Here is a 17,063-nt window from a genome sequence, read left to right on the forward strand (position 1 = left end):
CGCCGTCGTGCCCGAGCCAGAATCATATTCTGTAGGCTCGGGCACGACGGTCAGCGTTGAAAGGGAACAGGCGATGGCGGAAGCGAAGGCGCGACAGCGCGGGGGGTATGCGGAGGACGTCTCTACCGAGCAGCCGGTGGAGGGCGGACTCCGATTCGAGGTGGACGGTGAGATCGCGACGATCACGCTGGACCGGCCGGAAAAGCGCAACGCTCAGACGTTCGCGACCTGGTCGGCCCTGGCTCGCATCGGCGAAAGCCTGCCGGAGCAGGTGCGCGTCGTCGTCGTGAGAGGTGAGGGACCGTCCTTCTCGGCAGGTATCGACCTGCGAATGTTCACACCGGAGGGAGTGCCGGGCCAGGGCTCGTTCAGCTCGGCGGCCACACTCGACGGCGCCACCTTCGAGCAGCGCATCAAGCAGGCCCAACAGGGATTCCTGTGGCTGCGCCGCCCGGAGATCGTCTCCATCGCGGCCGTGCAGGGGCACGCGATCGGCGCGGGGTTCCAGCTCGCGCTCGCCTGCGACCTGCGGATCGTGGCCGACGACGTGAAGTTCTGCATGAAAGAGCCGGCACTGGGCCTGGTGCCCGACCTGACAGGGACCAAGCCGCTGGTCGAACTGGTCGGCCTGGCCAAGGCGATCGACATCTGCCTGACGGCCAGGATCGTGCACGCGGACGAGGCCATGCGCATCGGCCTCGCCGAACAGGTGGTCGCCGGGGGCGACCTGGAGCAAGCCGTACAGGACAAGATCGCGCAGCTGCTGTCGACGAACAGGGACGCGGCGACCGCGACCAAGCGACTCCTCCAGGGGGCGCGCCTGCGCACCCTGGAGGAGCAGAGCGCGGCCGAGGGCGTGGAGCAGGCGGCGCGCATCAAGGCGCTGTTCGGCTGATCCCACCTCCGCCGGCGGCGGTGGTCGCCGGCGGGGTTTTCGCGCTGGGCGGACGCGGGAATCGCCAGGGGTCACCGGAGCGCTGAGGTCGGGGGAGGACCCCGTATGGCGATGATGGGAGGGGGCTTCGGCCCCCATGTGATGAGGTCACTGCGCCGCGACGACTCGGTGACCAAGCAGCGGCTGACGCCGGGCACGGTGCGGCGCATCGGGCGCTACGCCCGGCCGCACCTGGCGAAGATCGTGGCGTTCCTGCTGCTCGTGGTGGTGGGCGCGGTGATCGTGATCGCCAACCCGCTGCTGATGAAGGCGATCATCGACGACGGCATCCTGCTCAAGCGGCCCGACGTCGTGATCTGGCTGGCCGTCACCATCGCCGCGCTGGCGCTGCTCGACGCCGGGCTGACGCTGGTGCAGCGGTGGTTCTCCGCGCGCATCGGCGAAGGGCTGATCTACGACCTGCGCACCGAGGTGTTCGACCACGTCCAGCGCATGCCGGTGGCGTTCTTCATGCGGGCGCAGACCGGCGCGCTGGTCAGCAGGCTCAACAGCGACGTCATCGGCGCGCAGCGGGCGCTGACCAGCACCCTGTCGTCGGTCGTGTCGAACGTGATCAGCCTGATCCTGGTGCTCGGCGCGATGCTCGCGCTGTCGTGGCAGGTGACCCTGGTCGCGCTGGTGCTGCTGCCGATCTTCATCGTGCCCGCCAAATTCGTCGGCCGCCGCATGTCCGCGCTCACGCGTGAGCAGATGCAGCTCGACGCCGAGATGAGCTCGGTCACCACCGAGCGCTTCAACGTCGCCGGCGCGATGGTGGCCAAGCTGTACGGCCGCCCGGAGGACGACTCCAGGGTCTACGGCGACCGCGCCGCCCGCGTGCGCGACGTCGGCGTGACGGTCGGCATGTACGGCACCGTGTTCAGGGTCGCGCTCGGCCTGGTCGCCGCGCTGGCCACGGCCCTGGTCTACGGCATCGGCGGTGTGCTGGCCGTCGAGGGCGTCTTCGAGCTGGGCACGCTGGTGGCGCTGGCCGCGCTGCTGATGCGCCTGTACGGGCCGCTGACGTCCCTGTCGAACGTGCACGTCGACGTGATGACCGCGCTGGTCAGCTTCGACCGGGTCTTCGAGATCCTCGATCTGAAGCCCATGGTCGCGCAGCGGCCCGACGCCGTCCCGGTGCCGGAAGGGCCGGTCACGATCGAGTTCGACGACGTGCGCTTCCGCTACCCGGCCGCCGAGGAGGTGTCGCTGGCCTCGCTGGAGTCGGTGGCCAGACAGGACACCGGCCCCTCGCACCCGGTGCTCAAGGGCATCTCGTTCACCGCCAAGCCGGGCGAGCTGATCGCGCTGGTCGGCCACTCCGGCGCGGGCAAGACCACCATCACCTCGCTGGTGTCGCGGCTCTACGACGCGAACGAGGGCACGGTCCGCGTCAACGGGCTCGACGTGCGCGAGGCCACGCTCGACTCGCTGCGCGACACCGTGGGCGTGGTCATGCAGGACCCGCACCTCTTCCACGACACGATCGGGGCCAACCTGCGCTACGCCAGGCCGGAGGCGAGCGAGGAGGAGATCTGGGCGGCGCTGCGGGCCGCGCAGATCGGCGACCTGGTCGCGGCGCTGCCCGACGGGCTGGAGACCGTCGTCGGCGATCGCGGCTACCGCATGTCCGGCGGCGAGAAGCAGCGTCTTGCGCTGGCCAGGCTGCTGCTCAAGGCGCCGCGCGTGGTCGTGCTCGACGAGGCCACCGCCCACCTCGACTCCGAGTCCGAGTCGGCCGTGCAGCGGGCGCTGAAGACCGCGCTGCGGGGGCGCACCTCGCTGGTCATCGCGCACCGCCTGTCGACCATCAGGGAGGCCGACGAGATCCTGGTCGTGCACGACGGGCGCATCGCCGAGCGGGGCAGCCACGAGGAGCTGCTGGAGCGCGGCGGGCTCTACGCCGAGCTGTACCGCACCCAGTTCACCGCGTAGCCGAGCACGCCGGGCCCGCTCCGGCTCACCGCGTGGCGGAGGCGGCCTGCAGGTAGCCCAGCCGGGTGAGTTCCTGCCTGGCCACCTTCTCCACCAGCGCCAGGTCGTCGCGGCGCAGCCGGGTGCGCCACGAGCCGACCTCGGGCACCCGCGTGCCGTACAGGGCGACCTTCGACACGCGGGTCTCCAGGAACTCCGTCAGCGCGGCCACCGAACGCGCGGGCTCGTGCACCAGGTCCTCGTAGCGCAGCGTCAGCAGCTGCTCGGGGGGCAGGCTCCGGCGCAGCTCGGCGCTGATCCGCACCGCGCCGCGCCAGCGCAGCGCGCTCTTGCCCGCCGCCGGCATGCCCTTCCACCGCTCCAGGTGCTCGTCGCGGTTGACGCCCAGGAACGCGTTGGGGAACTCGGTCTGCTCGGAGACCATCACCGGCTTGAACCAGGCCAGGCAGGCCGGGTCGGCCAGCATGTCGGCGGCCACGTCGCGGCCGTCGCGGATGAGCTGCACGAAACGCGCGTCGGGGAAGGCCCTGGCCAGCACCCCGGCGCTGTAGATCAGGTCGGGGCTGGCGTCGCCGAACCTGGTCACCTCGGCGGTGGCCACGCACGGCCCGTTGCCGAGCACGCCGCCCGCCTCCCGGCAGACCGGGCCGCACCGGCCGCAGGAGTCGCGCAGCACCTGCCACGACTCGGCCAGCGCGTCGCGCAGCACGCGTACCGCGCCCGAGGTCTCGCCGATGGACGGCTTGCGGGCGAAGGCGTACAGCACGTGCGCGACGCACGGCCGGCCCATCGTGACGTGGAAGCCCGGGGACCGTTTCAGCGCACGCCCGAGCAGGTCCGCGCCGGAATGCGGAGCTCCGAGCAGGAAGACCGGCCGACGGACCTTGACGCCGTTGACCACGAGGATGTGAGGCGGAAGTCGCATACGCCAAGTAAGTGTGACACCGTTTTCCCCGTGTACGAGCCAGTCAAGGAGTTGTCCATGCGGTCAGGTGACACCGTCGCCGTCGTCTCGCCCTCGGGCCCGCCGAACGCCGTCCTGTTGAAGCGCGGCGTCGAGCGGCTGGAGAGCCTCGGGCTGAAGGTGGTGGTCGGCGCGCACGCGCTCGACCGGCAGGACCTCGACTACCTGGCGGGCAGCGACGCCGCCCGCGCCGCCGACCTGCAGGCCGCCTGGTGCGACCCGGCCGTGTCCGCGGTGTTCTGCGCGCGCGGCGGCTACGGCGCGGGCCGGCTGCTCGACCTGCTCGACTGGAACGCCATGCGCACGGCCGGGCCCAAGGTGCTGCTCGGCTCCAGCGACATCACCGCGCTGCACCACGTGTTCGGCGTGGAGCTGGGCGTGCCGACCCTGCACGGCCCGATGCCGGCCTGCGACCTCATGGCCGCCGAGTCGGGCCAGGAGCCGCGTACCTGGGAGCACTTCCAGGCCGCGCTGTTCGGCTCGGCGCCGCCGGTGCGCGGCGACCGGGTGTTGTCTTCGGGCCGGGCTGAGGGGGTGCTGGCCGGCGGCAACCTGTCATTGCTGGCCGCGCTGTGCGGCACCCGGTACCAGCCGTCCTTCGACGGCAGGATCGTGCTGCTGGAGGACATCGGCGAGGAGCCGTACCGCATCGACCGCATGCTCACCCAGTTGCTGCAGGCGGGCGCGTTCGACGGGGTGCGCGGCATCGCGCTCGGCTCGTGGGTGGACTGCCACGACCCGTACCCGGTGCTGCACGACCGGCTGGCCGGGCTCGGCGTGCCGATCGTGGCGGGCCTGCCGATCGGGCACGGGTCACCACAGATGAGTGTGTGGCTTGGGGCTCTTGGGGTTATCGATACCGAATCGTGCTCCCTGGCTGGTCCGTTCCGCGACGAGGAGCAGGCAAGGTAGGAGCATTACATAGGGACGAATGCGACAGAGGGGACACGGCGCGGTGAACTTGTTCAGACGTGACCGTGAGCCCTCCCGCAGGCCGCCCGAGGACGTCGACCTCGACTCGCTGCTCGCGCTCGTCGCGGAATCCCTCTGCTACGCCTACGACTTCGCCCCCGACGGCGGCTCGGTCACGCTCGGCGGCGAGAGGACGATCCTCGTCAGGCTCACCGGGCTGCGCCGCGAGGCCGGCCGCCGGGCCAGGGAAGACTGGCCCATGCTCGTCTCCGAGCACCTGGCGCACGCCGTGTCGGCGGCGTCCGCGGCCGGCGGGCCGCTCGACGCCTGCGACCTGGAGCAGGTCAGGCCGCTGCTGCGGACCAGGATCGAATCCGTGGACGAGGTGCCCGACCTGACCAGGGTGGTCGGCCGGCACCTCAACGGCGACCTGGTGGAACTGCTCACCGTCGGCGCCCGCCCGGTGCGTCCCGAGGAGTCCGGGTGCTGGCCGGTGCCGTCGGGCCAGGCGCTGCAACTGGCCGTCTCGAACGTCAGGCAGGACGAGAGGCTCCTGGTCGAGGCCATCGAGCTGAACGGCATCCAGGTCACCAGGCTCACCGGCGGCACCGCCTCGGCGGCCACGCATCTGCGCTGGCTGGACGACTACCTGCCGGTGCCCGCCGACGGGGTGCTGGTGGCGCTGCCCGATCCGTACACGCTGCTGGTGCACCCGGTCAACGGCATCGGCGTGGTGCGGGCCATCGAGCGCCTGCGCATCCACGCGGCCCGCACCGACGGGCTCAGTGCCCAGGTGTACTGGTGGCACTCCGGCCGGCTGACGCTGATCAGGGCCGACATCGTGCTGCAGGACGGCCAGACCCGGCTGGTGGTGGCCCCGCCGCCGGAGTTCGCCCGCGTCCTGGCCCGCCTGGCCGTCTAGGGCTTCGCCGGCGCCGCGCGGCGGCCGTTCTGACACGGCATCTAGCCGAACGCAATTCGGCCGGTTAAGTTCCGTTTAGCACCATCGAGATCACCCCTGTCAGCAGCCGTGCTCCAGCAGCCCGTCGACGCCCGCGTCGGCGACGCGCGGATCACCCGCCAGGACGGAGGAACGCCACCCTCATGGCAGCACGATGGACCTCGCTCGCCCGGCGCCGCGGATTCAGGGCCGCGCTGCCGTTCCTGGCCGTGACGCTGCTCGCCGCGGTCCTGTCCCCGGCCACCGAGGCCAGGACGCCCAAGGACCGCGAGATCGAGCAGATGGTCAAGCAGGTCGACGCCGCCAACCTCGGCAGGATCGTCGCCAAGCTGGCCTCGTTCGGCACCCGGCACACGCTGTCCAGCCAGGACGACCCGGTTCGCGGCATCGGCGCGGCCCGCGACTGGATCTACGCGGAGTTCTCCAGGATCGCCGCCACCTCGGGCGGGCGGATGACGGTGGAGAAGCAGTCGTTCGTCCAGCCGGTCTCGCCGCGCATCCCGCGGCCCACCGTGATCACCAACGTGGTCGCCACGCTGCGCGGCACCCAGGACGCCGCCGCCGGTCGCCACTACGTCGTCAGCGGGCACTACGACTCGCGTTGCAGCGATGTCATGAACGCCACCTGCGACGCCCCGGGCGCCAACGACGACGCCTCGGGCGTGGCCGTCGCGATCGAGGCCGCACGCGTCATGGCGACCCGCACGTTCGACGCCACCGTGGTGTTCATGGCCGTCGCGGGCGAGGAGCAGGGCCTGTACGGCTCGGCGCACTACGCCCAGCGGGCCAAGCAGGCCGGCGTGGACGTGCAGGGCATGTTCACCAACGACATCGTGGGCAGCGCCGACGGCGAGAACGGCCGGGCGCCAGACGCCGTCCGGGTCTTCTCCGAAGGCGTGCCGACCTCCGAGACGCCCGCCCAGGCCGCCGTGCGCCAGTCGATCGGCGGCGAGAACGACGGCGTGTCACGGCAGCTCGCCCGCTTCGTGCGCGAGAGCGCCCGCACGTACGTGCCCAGGTTCGACGCCGACCTGTACTACCGGCGCGACCGCTACCTGCGCGGCGGCGACCAGATCCCGTTCCTGCAGCAGGGCTACCCGGCGGTGCGCTTCACCGAGGTGCACGAGGACTACCGGCACCAGCACCAGGACGTCCGGGTCGAGGACGGGGTGCGCTACGGCGACCTGGTCGAGTTCGTGGACTTCGGCTACGTGGCGGGGGTGGCGCGGGTGAACGTGGCCGCCCTGGCCGCGCTGGCCCGCGCGCCGCGGTCGCCGTCCCGGGCCGCGGTGGTGACGGCCAGGCTCACCAACGACACCGACCTGCGCTGGGACGCCAACCCCGAGCCCGACCTGGCCGGGTACGAGGTGGTGTGGCGCGAGACGACCGCCCCGGCATGGACGCACACGCGCTTCGTCGGCGACGTCACGTCGTACACGGTGGAGGGGCTGTCGAAGGACAACTTCCAGTTCGGGGTGCGGGCCGTCGACGAGCGGGGGCACCGCAGCCCGGTGAGCTTCCCCGTCCCGGCGAGCTGACCGGCCCGTGGCGCGGGCCGGCTGGGATGCGACCGCCGGCGGCCGAGTCCGGGCCGCCGGCGGTCTGGGAGAGGGCTTCGTCAGGGCCTCAGCTCGCGGCCTCGGCCTTCAGCGTGGTCGCGGCGGCCGGCGCCGCCGCTGCGGCCGGGATGGCCCGCAGGTTGAAGGCGTACCTGGCCATCGAGTCGGCGATCGCGTCGGAGTTGAGGTCCAGCGCGGTCGCGTCGATGTTGGAGAGGTTGTCGCACGCCTGGTGGTAGCAGGGGTCGTAGGCGACCCCGGCGGTACCGCCGAACAGCGCGGCCTCCTCCGGCGTCTTGATGCCCTCGGCCCCGGTGAAGATGCCGCCGGACGGGATGCCGACCGCGATGAACGGCCCGTAGTCGGAGCGTCCGTCGAAGTCGGTGCCGACCGTCGGCAGGCCGCGGGCGGCGTAGAAGGCGGCGAGCTGCTGCTCGATCTGCGCGGATCCGGGCGGGCCGGCGGGGGAGCCGACGCCGTCGGAGTCGTCGCCGTCGTAGAGCTTGTTGGCGTAGTTGGGCGAGGCGACCATGTCGAAGTTCAGGTACACCCTGATCCTGTCGCGCTCGGCGGCGCTCAGCTTGTCCACGTACTGGTCGGAGCCGAGCAGGCCGATCTCCTCGGCGGCCCAGAACGCGAAGCGGACCTTGTGCCGCACCGGGAAGTGCGCCATCTCCTCGGCGACCTCCAGGATCGCCGCGGTGCCCGAGCCGTTGTCGTTGATGCCGGGTCCCTCGGGCACGCTGTCCAGGTGGGCGCCGGCCATGACGACGTTGCGCGGGTCGCCGAAGCGGGACTCGGCGATCACGTTCTCGTTGGTGCCGAGGTCGAGCGTGGCGTCCACCTTGAGCCGGACGGTGGCGCCCGGCGTATTGGCCAGCTCGTTGCCCACGGCGAAGTCGGCGAAGATCATCGGCACCCCGGCCCGCCACTCGCCGATGTTCAGCGGGTAGGCGTCGGTGCGTCCGGGCTGGCCCTCGTTGAACACGATGATCCCGGCCGCGCCGGCCCGGCCCGCGTTACGGATCTTGGCGGCGAAGCTGCAGGTGCCGCGCTGGATGAGCGCGATCCGGCCGGGGACGAACCCGGCGAAGTCGCTCTCCTGGCAGCCGCTGTCGGACGTCGGGGCCGGCGTCGGCGGCAGCGTCAGGTCCACGCCCTGCACCTGCGCGGTCACGTCGCCGGGCGGGGAGGGCTCGAAGGTGAAGAAGTCCTCGTTCGGCACCCACGTCTTGGCGGGCGCGGTCAGGTTCAGCGTGGGCGGGTTGTTCTCGGTCCAGCCCTCGACGAAGTTGATCGGCTGGCGGGTGACCTTGTAGCCGGCCCGGCGCAGCTTGTTCGCGACGTAGTCGACCGAGGCGTCGTAGCCGGGAGTGCCCGCAGCCCGGGTGCCGCCGTTGGCGGTCGCGATGGCCTGCAGGGCGTCCAGGTGCTTCTGGACGTTCGTGCCCTTGACCTTCTTCACCAGCAGTTTGGCGAAGACGTCGTCGAGACCCCCGGCCTGGGCGGGGGCGGACACGGCCAGCGGTAGGGCCAGCGCGGTGGTGAGGAGGACGATGAGGATTCTGCGTAAGGAAGAGGGGGCGTGCGAACGCCACAGGGGCGCGTCCATGCGCATACGGACTCCTGCAGAGGTGGAAGCTGAGATTTCCCCCGAAACAGCAATAGCCGGAAGGTAAACCGGTAATCGGTCCAAGGGAAGACCCGCACCCCCCGTTGAGTGCCACAGAATCGGCATATTGTCCACAATTGGCCAACCTTTCGGGACCTGACGCCCGCGATCACCGCGCGCCGGGCGTTCTTGCCCGGTCAGGCGGGGTAGGCGGTCACCGGCGGGGTAGGCAGTCACCAGGGGGCGATGAACTCGTCGGGGGAAGTCACCATGGGAACTGACCAAGGCATCAGCGGCCTGGCGTTCGAGGTGCTCGACCCGGCGCCGGTCGGCGTCGGGGTGACCCGCGGGCCCGACCACGTGCTGATCTACGCCAACCCGGTGTACCGCACCACGTTCGGCGACCGGCCGGTCGGCTCGCCGCTGCGCGATGTCTTCAGCGACCTGCTCGAACAGGACTACTTCGCGCTGTTCGACCAGGTGTACGCCACCGGCTCGCCCATCGTGCTGCGCGACGCCCCGGTCAGCCTGTCCTTCCCGGACGAGCAGGAGCAGCGCTTCTTCACCTTCAGCCTGTCCAGGATCGATCTGGGCGGTCACCCCTACGGCGTGCTCACCGTGGTCGTGGAGGTCACCGCGCAGGTCACCGCCGCCCAGCGGGTGCAGGCCATCGCCGACGAACGCCAGCGCATCCTGCGCCGCTTCCGCAGCCTGGTCAGGGTCGGCGCGCAGATCGTCTGGGTGACCGGGCCCACCGGCCAGGTGGTCGAGCCGAGCCCCGGCTGGGAGCAGGTCACGGGCCGCTCGTGGGAGGAGTTCCGGCGCGGCGGCTGGGACGCGGTGCACCCCGACGACCGCGCCCCGGCCAGGGAGTCGTGGCAGCGGGCCCTGGCCGAGGTGCCCGAACTGTGGGAGTACGTCTACCGGCTGAGCACGCACGACGCCGGCTTCCGGCACTTCCTGGTGCGCGCGGTCCCCATCCACGCCAACGGCGCGGTCATCGAATGGGTGGGCACCTGCACCGACATCGAGCAGCAGTGGGAGGAACAGTTCCGCAGGCGGCTGCTCGACCGGGCCGCGGCGGCCACCGCCGACCTGTCGAACCTGTCGGAGATGCTGGCCGCGCTGGCCGAGGTGCTGGTGTCGGAGGTGGCCGACGGCTGCGGCGTCTACCTGCTGACCGACTTCGCCGACGGCGACCCGGAGACCTCGCCCTTCCTGGTCCAGCGCGTCGCCACGGCGGCCAGGGCGGGGATGCCGCGGCTGCCGCCGTTCAGCGCCGAACACCTCACGCCCACCAGCGGGTTCGTCCGCGCGGTCCGGCGGCGCCGGCCGGTGCGCGAGGCGTTCCCGCCGGGGTCGCCGCCGCCCGACCTGCTCACGCCCGGGGCGCAGTCGTGGCTGGTCGAGAGCGGCGCCAACAGCGTGGTCATCTTCCCCGTCGAGGTGGACGGCACGGTCGCCGCCGTCGTCACCGCGGCGGTGTGCGGCAGCAGGCCGCCGCTGACCGATGACCACATCGTCCTGCTCGGTGAGATCTTCGACCACGCCCACGACGCGCTGAGCAGCGCGATCAGGTTCCAGCGCACCCAGCGCGTCGCGCTCGCGCTGCAGCACAGCCTGCTCGTGGAGCCGCCGCGCCTGCCCGACCTGGAGATCACCGCCCGCTACCGGCCCAGCCCGGCCGCGGCCGACGTCGGCGGCGACTGGTACGACTCGTTCCTGCTGCCCGACGGCGCCACCGCGCTGGCCATCGGCGACGTGGCCGGGCACGACCTGCTCGCCGCCGTGGCCATGAGCCAGCTGCGCAACATGCTGCGCGCGCTCGCCGTGGACCGGCTCGGCCCGCCGGGAGAGGTGCTCGGCCGGCTCAACCTGGCCATCGACGCCCTGTACGAGGAGGCCACCGCGACCTGCGTGCTGGCCAGGGTGGAGACCGTGTCGGGGATCCACCGGCTGAGCTACTCGGTGGCCGGTCACCTGCCGCCGCTGCTGATCTCCGCCGAGGGCGAGGGACGCTTCCTGGAGGAGGCCAACAACCCGCTGCTCGGCCTGCTCGCCGACGGCCCCTACCTGTCGGCCGTCGAGCCGCTGCCGCCGCGGTGCACGCTGCTGCTGTACACCGACGGTCTCGTCGAGCACCCCGACGAGGACCTCGACCAGGGGCTGGCCCGGCTGCGCAGGCACGCGGAGTCGCTGGCGCGCCGGCCGGTGGACGCCTTCTGCGACGAACTGCTCGTCAGCCTGCCGATGACCGGCAAGGACGACGTCGCGATCATCGCCGTGCGCCTGCCGGAAAGCTGACTTCGCAAGATTTTTCCGGGGAATGTCGTATGGCGGGCCGCGCCGATCGTCTGCCTGGTAAAAGCCTTCCACACCGGGAGTGGTCATGAACCCGACACTGAACACCATCGACATCGTCGTGTCCGACATGGAGGCGTCCATCGCCTTCTACGCCAGGCTCGGCCTGCACTTCAAGCTCGACCCGCACACCCCCGACCACGCGAGCTGCGACCTGCCGAACGGGCTGCACCTGATGCTCGACACCGAGAGCTTCCGCACCCCGTTCCTGGGGGAGTGGACCCCTCCCGTCGGCGGGCCGCGTACGCTGCTGTGCTTCGAGTTCGACAGCCCGGCCGGCGTCGACGCCGGGTACGCCGAGCTGGTCGAGGCCGGGTACCGGGGGCTCGTCGCGCCGTTCGACGCCTTCTGGGGCATGCGGTACGCCACCGTGCTCGACCCGGACGGCAACGGCGTCGATCTCTACGCGTCCCTGCCGGGGCAGGAGGGCTGAACCGATGAAGTACGTGCTGATGTTCATCGAGACCGAGCAGTTCGCCGCGGAGCTGGCGGCCATGGGCGAGCTGGAGCGCGAGGCGGCCTACGAGGCGGTGGGCCGCTGGTTCGCCGAGCACTCCGACAAGATCACCCACCACGCGCACCTGGCGCCCCCGCACACGGCCACCACCATGCGGCTGCGGGCCGGGCAGGAGCCCGTGGTCACCGACGGGCCGTTCGTCGAGGGCAAGGAGGTGGTCAGCGGGTTCGCCGAGATCGAGGTGGCTGACCTGGACGAGGCGCTGAAGCTGGCCGGGTCCTGGCCGGCCTGCCCCACCGTGGAGATCCGTCCCGCCACCTGACGCGGGGGAAGCCGAGATGCGAGAGCGGGTGACCATGTCCGACGGCGGCGAGGTGACCCGCGACGCGCTGGCCAGGGCGGTGCGCGAGCACGCGGGCCGCCTGGCCGCGTCCCTGGTCTCCCTGCTCGGCGACTTCTCCGCGGCCGAGGACCTGGTCCAGGACGCCGTGGAGACCGCGCTGCGCCGCTGGCCCGTCGAGGGCATCCCGGAGCGCCCTGACGCGTGGCTGTTCACCGTGGCCAGGCGGCGCGGCCTGGACGTCCTGCGCCGCGAATCCACCTACCGGGCCAAACTCGCCCAGCTCACCTGGCCGGTGCCGCCGAAGCGGGACGACCGGCTGCGGCTGATCTTCACCTGCTGCCATCCCGCCCTGTCGCGGGCCGCGCAGATCGCGTTGACACTGCGCGTGGTGTGCGGCCTGACCACCGCCCAGATCGCGGCCGCCTTCGTGGTGCCCGAGCCCACCGTCGCGCAGCGGATCACCCGGGCCAAACGCAAGATCGCCGAGGCCGGCATCCCCTACCGGCTGCCGGAGAACCCGCGCGAACGGCTCGGTGAGGTGCTGGCGGTGGTCTACCTGCTGTTCAACGAGGGCTACCTGTCGAGCACGCCGGACCGGGCGCAGGCCGGTGACCTGGTCGACGACGCGGAATGGCTGGCCGCGCTGCTGACCGGGCTGATGCCGGACGAGCCCGAGGCCGCCGGGCTGCTGGCGCTGATCCGGCTGCACCGGGCCCGCGGCGCGGCCAGGTTCGACGGCGACAGACTCGTGCCGCTGGCCGAGCAGGACCGGTCGCGGTGGGACCACCGGGCCATCGGCGACGCCACGTCGCTGCTCACCCGGGCCGCGCGCAAGCACCGCCGGCCCGGGCCCTACCAGGTGCAGGCCGCCATCGTGGCCTGCCACGCCGAGGCGCCGGCCTGGGCCGAGACGGACTGGGCGCAGATCCTGGTGCTGTACGACATGCTGCTGCACCTGGCGCCCTCACCGGTGACCCGCCTGCACCGCGCCGTCGCGCTGTGGCACACCCGCGGCGCCGGCCCCGCCCTGGACGAGCTGAAGGACCTCGACGACCCGCTGGCCCGCTACCCGCTCTACCACGCCACCAGGGCCGAGCTGCTGCGCGACCTGGGCCGCGGGCGGGAGGCCGGGCAGGCCGACGCGCGCGCGCTCGAACTGACCGTCAACCCGGCCCAGCAGGCCCTGCTGGAGGAACGGCTCACCTGGCGCTGACGCGCGTCATCGGCGTGCATGACCGGAGTGCATGACCGCGCGAGTCACCGGCGCGCCGGCAGTGGTCACTCGCCGCTGAGGTGCCACGGCGCGTACGGCCGGCTCTGCCGCGCCTCGCCCTCCACCCGCACCGCGTACGTGGGCCGCTCGGCGGCGGGCGCGGGCCCGAGGTAGGTGTGCCCGGTCAGGTGGCACCAGGCGGGCAGGTCGATCGGCGCGGCCGGATCGGTGGCGATGAGATGCACGACCGTGCCGGGAGTCAGGTCCGCGACCAGCGCGCGCAGCTCGATCAGGAGTTGCACGCAGCGGCGGTCGCCGCCGTCCAGGACGACCGGATCGTTCATGGGCACCATTCTCCAGGCCGATGGGACCGCCCGCGACATCGCCCCGGATCGATGCCGGCGACCGCCTGGTCCGCGGCGGCCCCGGTTCACGACTCCAACCTACCGGTCCCAGGTCGCCCCGCGAGTGACCTTCGGCATCGAATCGGAGACCGACTCCGAACTTCCGCCCCTCGGTTGACTTCAGGTCGACATGAAGGCGCATCCTGGCCGGCATGACCGATCTCACGCATCCGAACGAGTCCATCGCCGCCATGATCGCCATGCTGGACGCCACCGAGGTCGTCCCCGATGCGGTGCGCCTGCGGGCACGCTCCTACGAACTGCTGCGCCTGTCGCCCGGGGACGCGGTCGCCGACGTCGGCTGCGGCGCCGGCCGCGCGGTCGCCGAACTGGCCGCGCGCGGACTGCGCGCGACCGGCGTGGACGCCGACGAGCAGATCCTGGCCCTGGCCGCGCACCGCTGGCCGGCGGCCGGCTTCCGCGCGGGCGACGCGTGCGCGCTGCCGTTCGCCGACGGGGAGCTGGCCGGCTACCGGGCCGACAAGGTGTACCACGAGGTCGCCGACCCGGCGCGGGCCGTGGCCGAGGCGCACCGGGTGCTCGCCCCGGGCGGCCGGGCCGTGCTCACCGGCCAGGACTGGGACGTGATCGTCATCGACTCCACAGACCCGGCGCTGACCAGGACCGTCGTGCACGCCCGCGCCGACCTCATCCGCACCCCCCGCGCCGCGCGCGGCTACCGCAACCTGCTGCTCGACGCGGGCTTCAGAGACGTCGAGTGCGAGGTGACGACCGCGGTGTTCACCGACGGCGTGATGCTGCCCCTGCTGTCGAACCTGGCCGAGAACGCCCGCGCGGCCGGCGCGATCACCGCGGCCCAGGCCGAGAACTGGATCGACGACCAGCGGCGCAGGGCGGCCGACGGCCGGCTGTTCCTGGCGCTGCCGATCTTCACCGCGGCCGGCCGGAAGCCCTGACCCGCGCGGCCGCCGCGCTCCACGGCTGGGAGAGCGCGCGGGCCGCGTGGATCAGCGGCACGTGGCTGAAGGCCTGCGGGAAGTTGCCCACCAGGCGGCCGTACCTGGGGTCGTACTCCTCAGCCAGCAGCCCCAGGTCGTTGCGCAGGCTCAGCAGCCGCTCGAACAGCTCCTCGGCCTCCTGCCTGCGCCCCTGCATCGCCATCACCTCCACCAGCCAGAAGCTGCACGCCAGGAACGCGCCCTCGCCGCCGGGCAGGCCGTCGACGTCGTTGTCGGCGGCCATCGGGTAACGCAGCACGAACCCGTCGGACATCAGCTCCTTCTCGATCGCCGCCACCGTGCCGACGATGCGCGGGTCGTCGGGCGGCAGGAAGCCGACGACCGGCATCATCAGCAGCGCCGCGTCGAGCTCGGACGAGCCGTAGGACTGGGTGAAGGTGTTGCGCGCCGGGTCGTAGCCCTTCTCGCAGATCTCGGCGTGCACCACGTCGCGCAGCGTGCGCCACTTGTCGACCGGGCCGGACCTGCCGAAGCTCTCGACGTACTTGACGCCCCGGTCGAGCGCCGCCCAGCACATCATCTTGGAGTGCACGAAGTGCCTGCGCGGGCCGCGGACCTCCCACAGGCCCTCGTCGGGCTCGTCCCAGTGGCTCTCCACGTAGTCGAGCAGCTTGCGCTGGATGGACCAGGCCCGCTCGTCGGCCGACAGTCCGCGGGCGCGGGCGACGTAGAGACAGTTCATCACCTCGCCGTACACGTCGAGCTGGAGCTGCTTGACGGCCTCGTTGCCGATCCTGACCGGGCGGGAGTCCTCGTAGCCGTCGAGCCAGTCGAGCAGCAGCTCGGGCAGGCGGCGTTCGCCGGCCACGCCGTACATGATCTGCAGGTCCTGGGGGCGGCCGGCGATGGCGCGCAGCAGCCAGGCGCGCCAGTCGGCCGCCTCGTCCAGGTAGCCTGCGCCGATCAGCGCGTCGAGCGTCATGGTGGCGTCGCGCAGCCAGCAGAAGCGGTAGTCCCAGTTGCGCACGCCGCCCAGGTCCTCGGGGATGGACGTGGTCGGTGCGGCCACGATGCCGCCGGTCGGCGCGTACGTCAGGGCCTTGAGCGTGATCAGCGAGCGGACCACCGCGTCCCGGTACGGCCCCTGGTAGGTGCAGCGCGACACCCACTCGGCCCACATGGCCTCGGTCTCGGCGAGCTGGTTCTCGCAGTGGATCTGCTTGGGCATCGGCTCGTGCGAGGGGTGCCAGGTGAACACGAACGGCAGCCGGTCGCCCTCCTGCACGGTGAACGTGGCCCGGTGCGCGTAGTCGCCGCCCTTGAGCGGGACTGGGGAGTGCAGCCACACCGAGTCGGGGCCGCCGACGGCCTGCAGATGGCCGTCGGTGCGGCGGACCCAGGGCACGATCCTGCCGTAGTCGAAGCGCACCCGCAGCTGCGTGGAGACCTCGACCGTGCCGGAGACGCCCTCGACGATGCGCACCACGTCGGGGTTCCTGTCGCGCGGCGGCATGAAGTCGATCACCCGGACGGTGCCCGTGGGGGTGTCCCACTCGCTCTCCAGGATGAGTGTCTCCGGCCGGTACCTGCGACGGTCGGCCGGCCGCCGGCCGCTGGGGCCGAGCCACCAGTGGCCGTTGCGTTCGCTGCCGAGCAGCGCCGCGAAACACGCGGGGGAGTCGAACCTGGGCAGGCACAGCCAGTCGATGGATCCATCCCTGGCCACCAGCGCCGCCGACTGCATGTCTCCGATGAGCGCGTAGTCCTCGATCCGCATGCCACCGACGCTACTGCCCGAGTGGCGATCCCGCCGCCGAGACCGGGCACGTCGCGTCGGGCCCGGGCGCGGCGGACGGGATCACGTCAGCGGGAACCAGCGGGTGAACATCTGCGTGAGCGGGCCGATGGCCAGCGCGAACACCAGCGTGCCGATGCCGACCATGCCGCCGAGCAGCCACCCGGCGGCCAGGACGGTGGCCTCGATGAGGAAGCGGCTCAGCCGCACCGACAGGCCGAGCCGCACCAGCCCGGTCATGATCCCGTCACGCGGCCCCGGCCCCAGGCCCGCGCCGATGTAGAGCACGGTGGCCAGCGCGATCGACACCACCCCGAGCGCCACGTACGACGACTGCACCACCAGGTGGGTCGGCGTGGGCAGGATCGCGATGGCGGCGTCGGCGAACAGGCCGAGGAACACCACGTTGCTGATCGTGCCCAGGCCGGGCTTCTGCTTCAGCGGGATCCACAGCAGCATCACCAGCGCGCCGACGGCGATGATGATCGTGCCGATGGTCACCCCGGCCCTGATCGCCAGGCCCTGGTGGAAGACGTCCCAGGGGTCGTTGCCCAGTCCCGATTCGATCTGCAGGCCGATGCCGGTGCCGTACAGCGCGAGGCCGCCGTAGAGACGCACGAGACGGGCGGGCAGGGAGGTCGGTCGAGGGACTGTCGTTTCGCTCATAGTGGCCTCATGGTGGCAGGCCAATGA

Annotated in this window: 15 protein-coding genes; 10 read left to right on the forward strand and 5 right to left on the reverse strand. The window is 71.9% G+C overall.

What is annotated here, in order from left to right:
- Positions 1 to 73 precede the first annotated feature (73 nt).
- Positions 74 to 895, forward strand: a complete 822-nt coding sequence (locus HII36_RS00925; protein WP_173521140.1) for an enoyl-CoA hydratase/isomerase family protein — start codon at positions 74 to 76, stop codon at positions 893 to 895.
- A 105-nt stretch (positions 896 to 1,000) separates the two neighbouring features.
- Positions 1,001 to 2,869, forward strand: a complete 1,869-nt coding sequence (locus HII36_RS00930; protein ID WP_173521070.1) for an ABC transporter ATP-binding protein — start codon at positions 1,001 to 1,003, stop codon at positions 2,867 to 2,869.
- Between the two features lie 25 nt (positions 2,870 to 2,894).
- Here the strand turns inward: HII36_RS00930 and HII36_RS00935 are convergent, their stop codons facing one another.
- Positions 2,895 to 3,794 (reverse strand): sulfotransferase family protein, encoded by a 900-nt coding sequence (locus HII36_RS00935; RefSeq protein WP_173521071.1) that lies wholly within the window; start codon positions 3,792 to 3,794, stop codon positions 2,895 to 2,897.
- 57 nt (positions 3,795 to 3,851) lie between these two features.
- On the opposite strand from HII36_RS00935, the gene HII36_RS00940 reads away from it, so the two are divergent.
- The 3 genes from HII36_RS00940 (at position 3,852) to HII36_RS00950 (ending at position 7,244) form a co-directional block, all read left to right on the forward strand.
- Entirely contained in the window at positions 3,852 to 4,745 is an 894-nt protein-coding gene (locus HII36_RS00940; protein ID WP_173521072.1) for a S66 peptidase family protein, read from the forward strand.
- A gap of 43 nt (positions 4,746 to 4,788) precedes the next feature.
- Complete coding sequence (locus tag HII36_RS00945) at positions 4,789 to 5,667, forward strand: hypothetical protein (RefSeq protein ID WP_173521073.1); 879 nt, start codon at positions 4,789 to 4,791, stop codon at positions 5,665 to 5,667.
- Between the two features lie 182 nt (positions 5,668 to 5,849).
- On the forward strand, positions 5,850 to 7,244 hold the full coding sequence (locus tag HII36_RS00950; protein ID WP_173521074.1) for a M28 family metallopeptidase: 1,395 nt from the start codon (positions 5,850 to 5,852) through the stop codon (positions 7,242 to 7,244).
- 88 nt (positions 7,245 to 7,332) lie between these two features.
- Here the strand turns inward: HII36_RS00950 and HII36_RS00955 are convergent, their stop codons facing one another.
- Entirely contained in the window at positions 7,333 to 8,877 is a 1,545-nt protein-coding gene (locus tag HII36_RS00955; RefSeq protein WP_173521075.1) for a M28 family metallopeptidase, read from the reverse strand.
- A 270-nt stretch (positions 8,878 to 9,147) separates the two neighbouring features.
- Here HII36_RS00955 and HII36_RS00960 point away from each other — a divergent pair, with 270 nt between their 5' ends.
- From HII36_RS00960 to HII36_RS00975, 4 genes are all read left to right on the forward strand, one after another.
- Positions 9,148 to 11,181, forward strand: coding sequence for a SpoIIE family protein phosphatase (locus tag HII36_RS00960; RefSeq protein ID WP_173521076.1), 2,034 nt, complete (start codon positions 9,148 to 9,150; stop codon positions 11,179 to 11,181).
- Between the two features lie 85 nt (positions 11,182 to 11,266).
- A complete protein-coding gene (locus tag HII36_RS00965) occupies positions 11,267 to 11,671 on the forward strand; it encodes a VOC family protein (protein WP_173521077.1) in 405 nt (134 codons plus the stop codon).
- A gap of 4 nt (positions 11,672 to 11,675) precedes the next feature.
- Positions 11,676 to 12,017, forward strand: coding sequence for a YciI family protein (locus HII36_RS00970; protein WP_173521078.1), 342 nt, complete (start codon positions 11,676 to 11,678; stop codon positions 12,015 to 12,017).
- A 16-nt stretch (positions 12,018 to 12,033) separates the two neighbouring features.
- On the forward strand, positions 12,034 to 13,251 hold the full coding sequence (locus HII36_RS00975; protein ID WP_236003057.1) for an RNA polymerase sigma factor: 1,218 nt from the start codon (positions 12,034 to 12,036) through the stop codon (positions 13,249 to 13,251).
- 65 nt (positions 13,252 to 13,316) lie between these two features.
- On the opposite strand, the gene HII36_RS00980 is transcribed toward HII36_RS00975, so the two are convergent.
- Complete coding sequence (locus tag HII36_RS00980; RefSeq protein ID WP_217369012.1) at positions 13,317 to 13,595, reverse strand: sulfurtransferase TusA family protein; 279 nt, start codon at positions 13,593 to 13,595, stop codon at positions 13,317 to 13,319.
- Between the two features lie 212 nt (positions 13,596 to 13,807).
- Between HII36_RS00980 and HII36_RS00985 the strand changes: the two genes are divergently transcribed.
- Positions 13,808 to 14,572, forward strand: a complete 765-nt coding sequence (locus HII36_RS00985) for a methyltransferase domain-containing protein (RefSeq protein ID WP_217369013.1) — start codon at positions 13,808 to 13,810, stop codon at positions 14,570 to 14,572.
- On the opposite strand, the gene HII36_RS00990 is transcribed toward HII36_RS00985, so the two are convergent.
- Both HII36_RS00990 and yczE read right to left on the reverse strand, forming a co-directional pair.
- Positions 14,547 to 16,352: a glycoside hydrolase family 15 protein gene (locus HII36_RS00990; RefSeq protein WP_173521080.1), complete on the reverse strand. Its 1,806-nt coding sequence runs from the start codon at positions 16,350 to 16,352 to the stop codon at positions 14,547 to 14,549. The two genes, HII36_RS00985 and HII36_RS00990, sit on opposite strands and share 26 nt — an antisense overlap.
- Positions 16,353 to 16,433: 81 nt before the next feature.
- The gene (gene yczE, locus HII36_RS00995) at positions 16,434 to 17,036 is read right to left on the reverse strand and encodes a membrane protein YczE (protein ID WP_173521081.1); all 603 of its coding nucleotides are present in this window, start codon (positions 17,034 to 17,036) and stop codon (positions 16,434 to 16,436) included.
- Positions 17,037 to 17,063 lie beyond the last annotated feature (27 nt).

This window comes from Nonomuraea antri (assembly GCF_013283785.1).
In the GTDB taxonomy this organism is placed as follows: domain Bacteria; phylum Actinomycetota; class Actinomycetes; order Streptosporangiales; family Streptosporangiaceae; genus Nonomuraea; species Nonomuraea antri.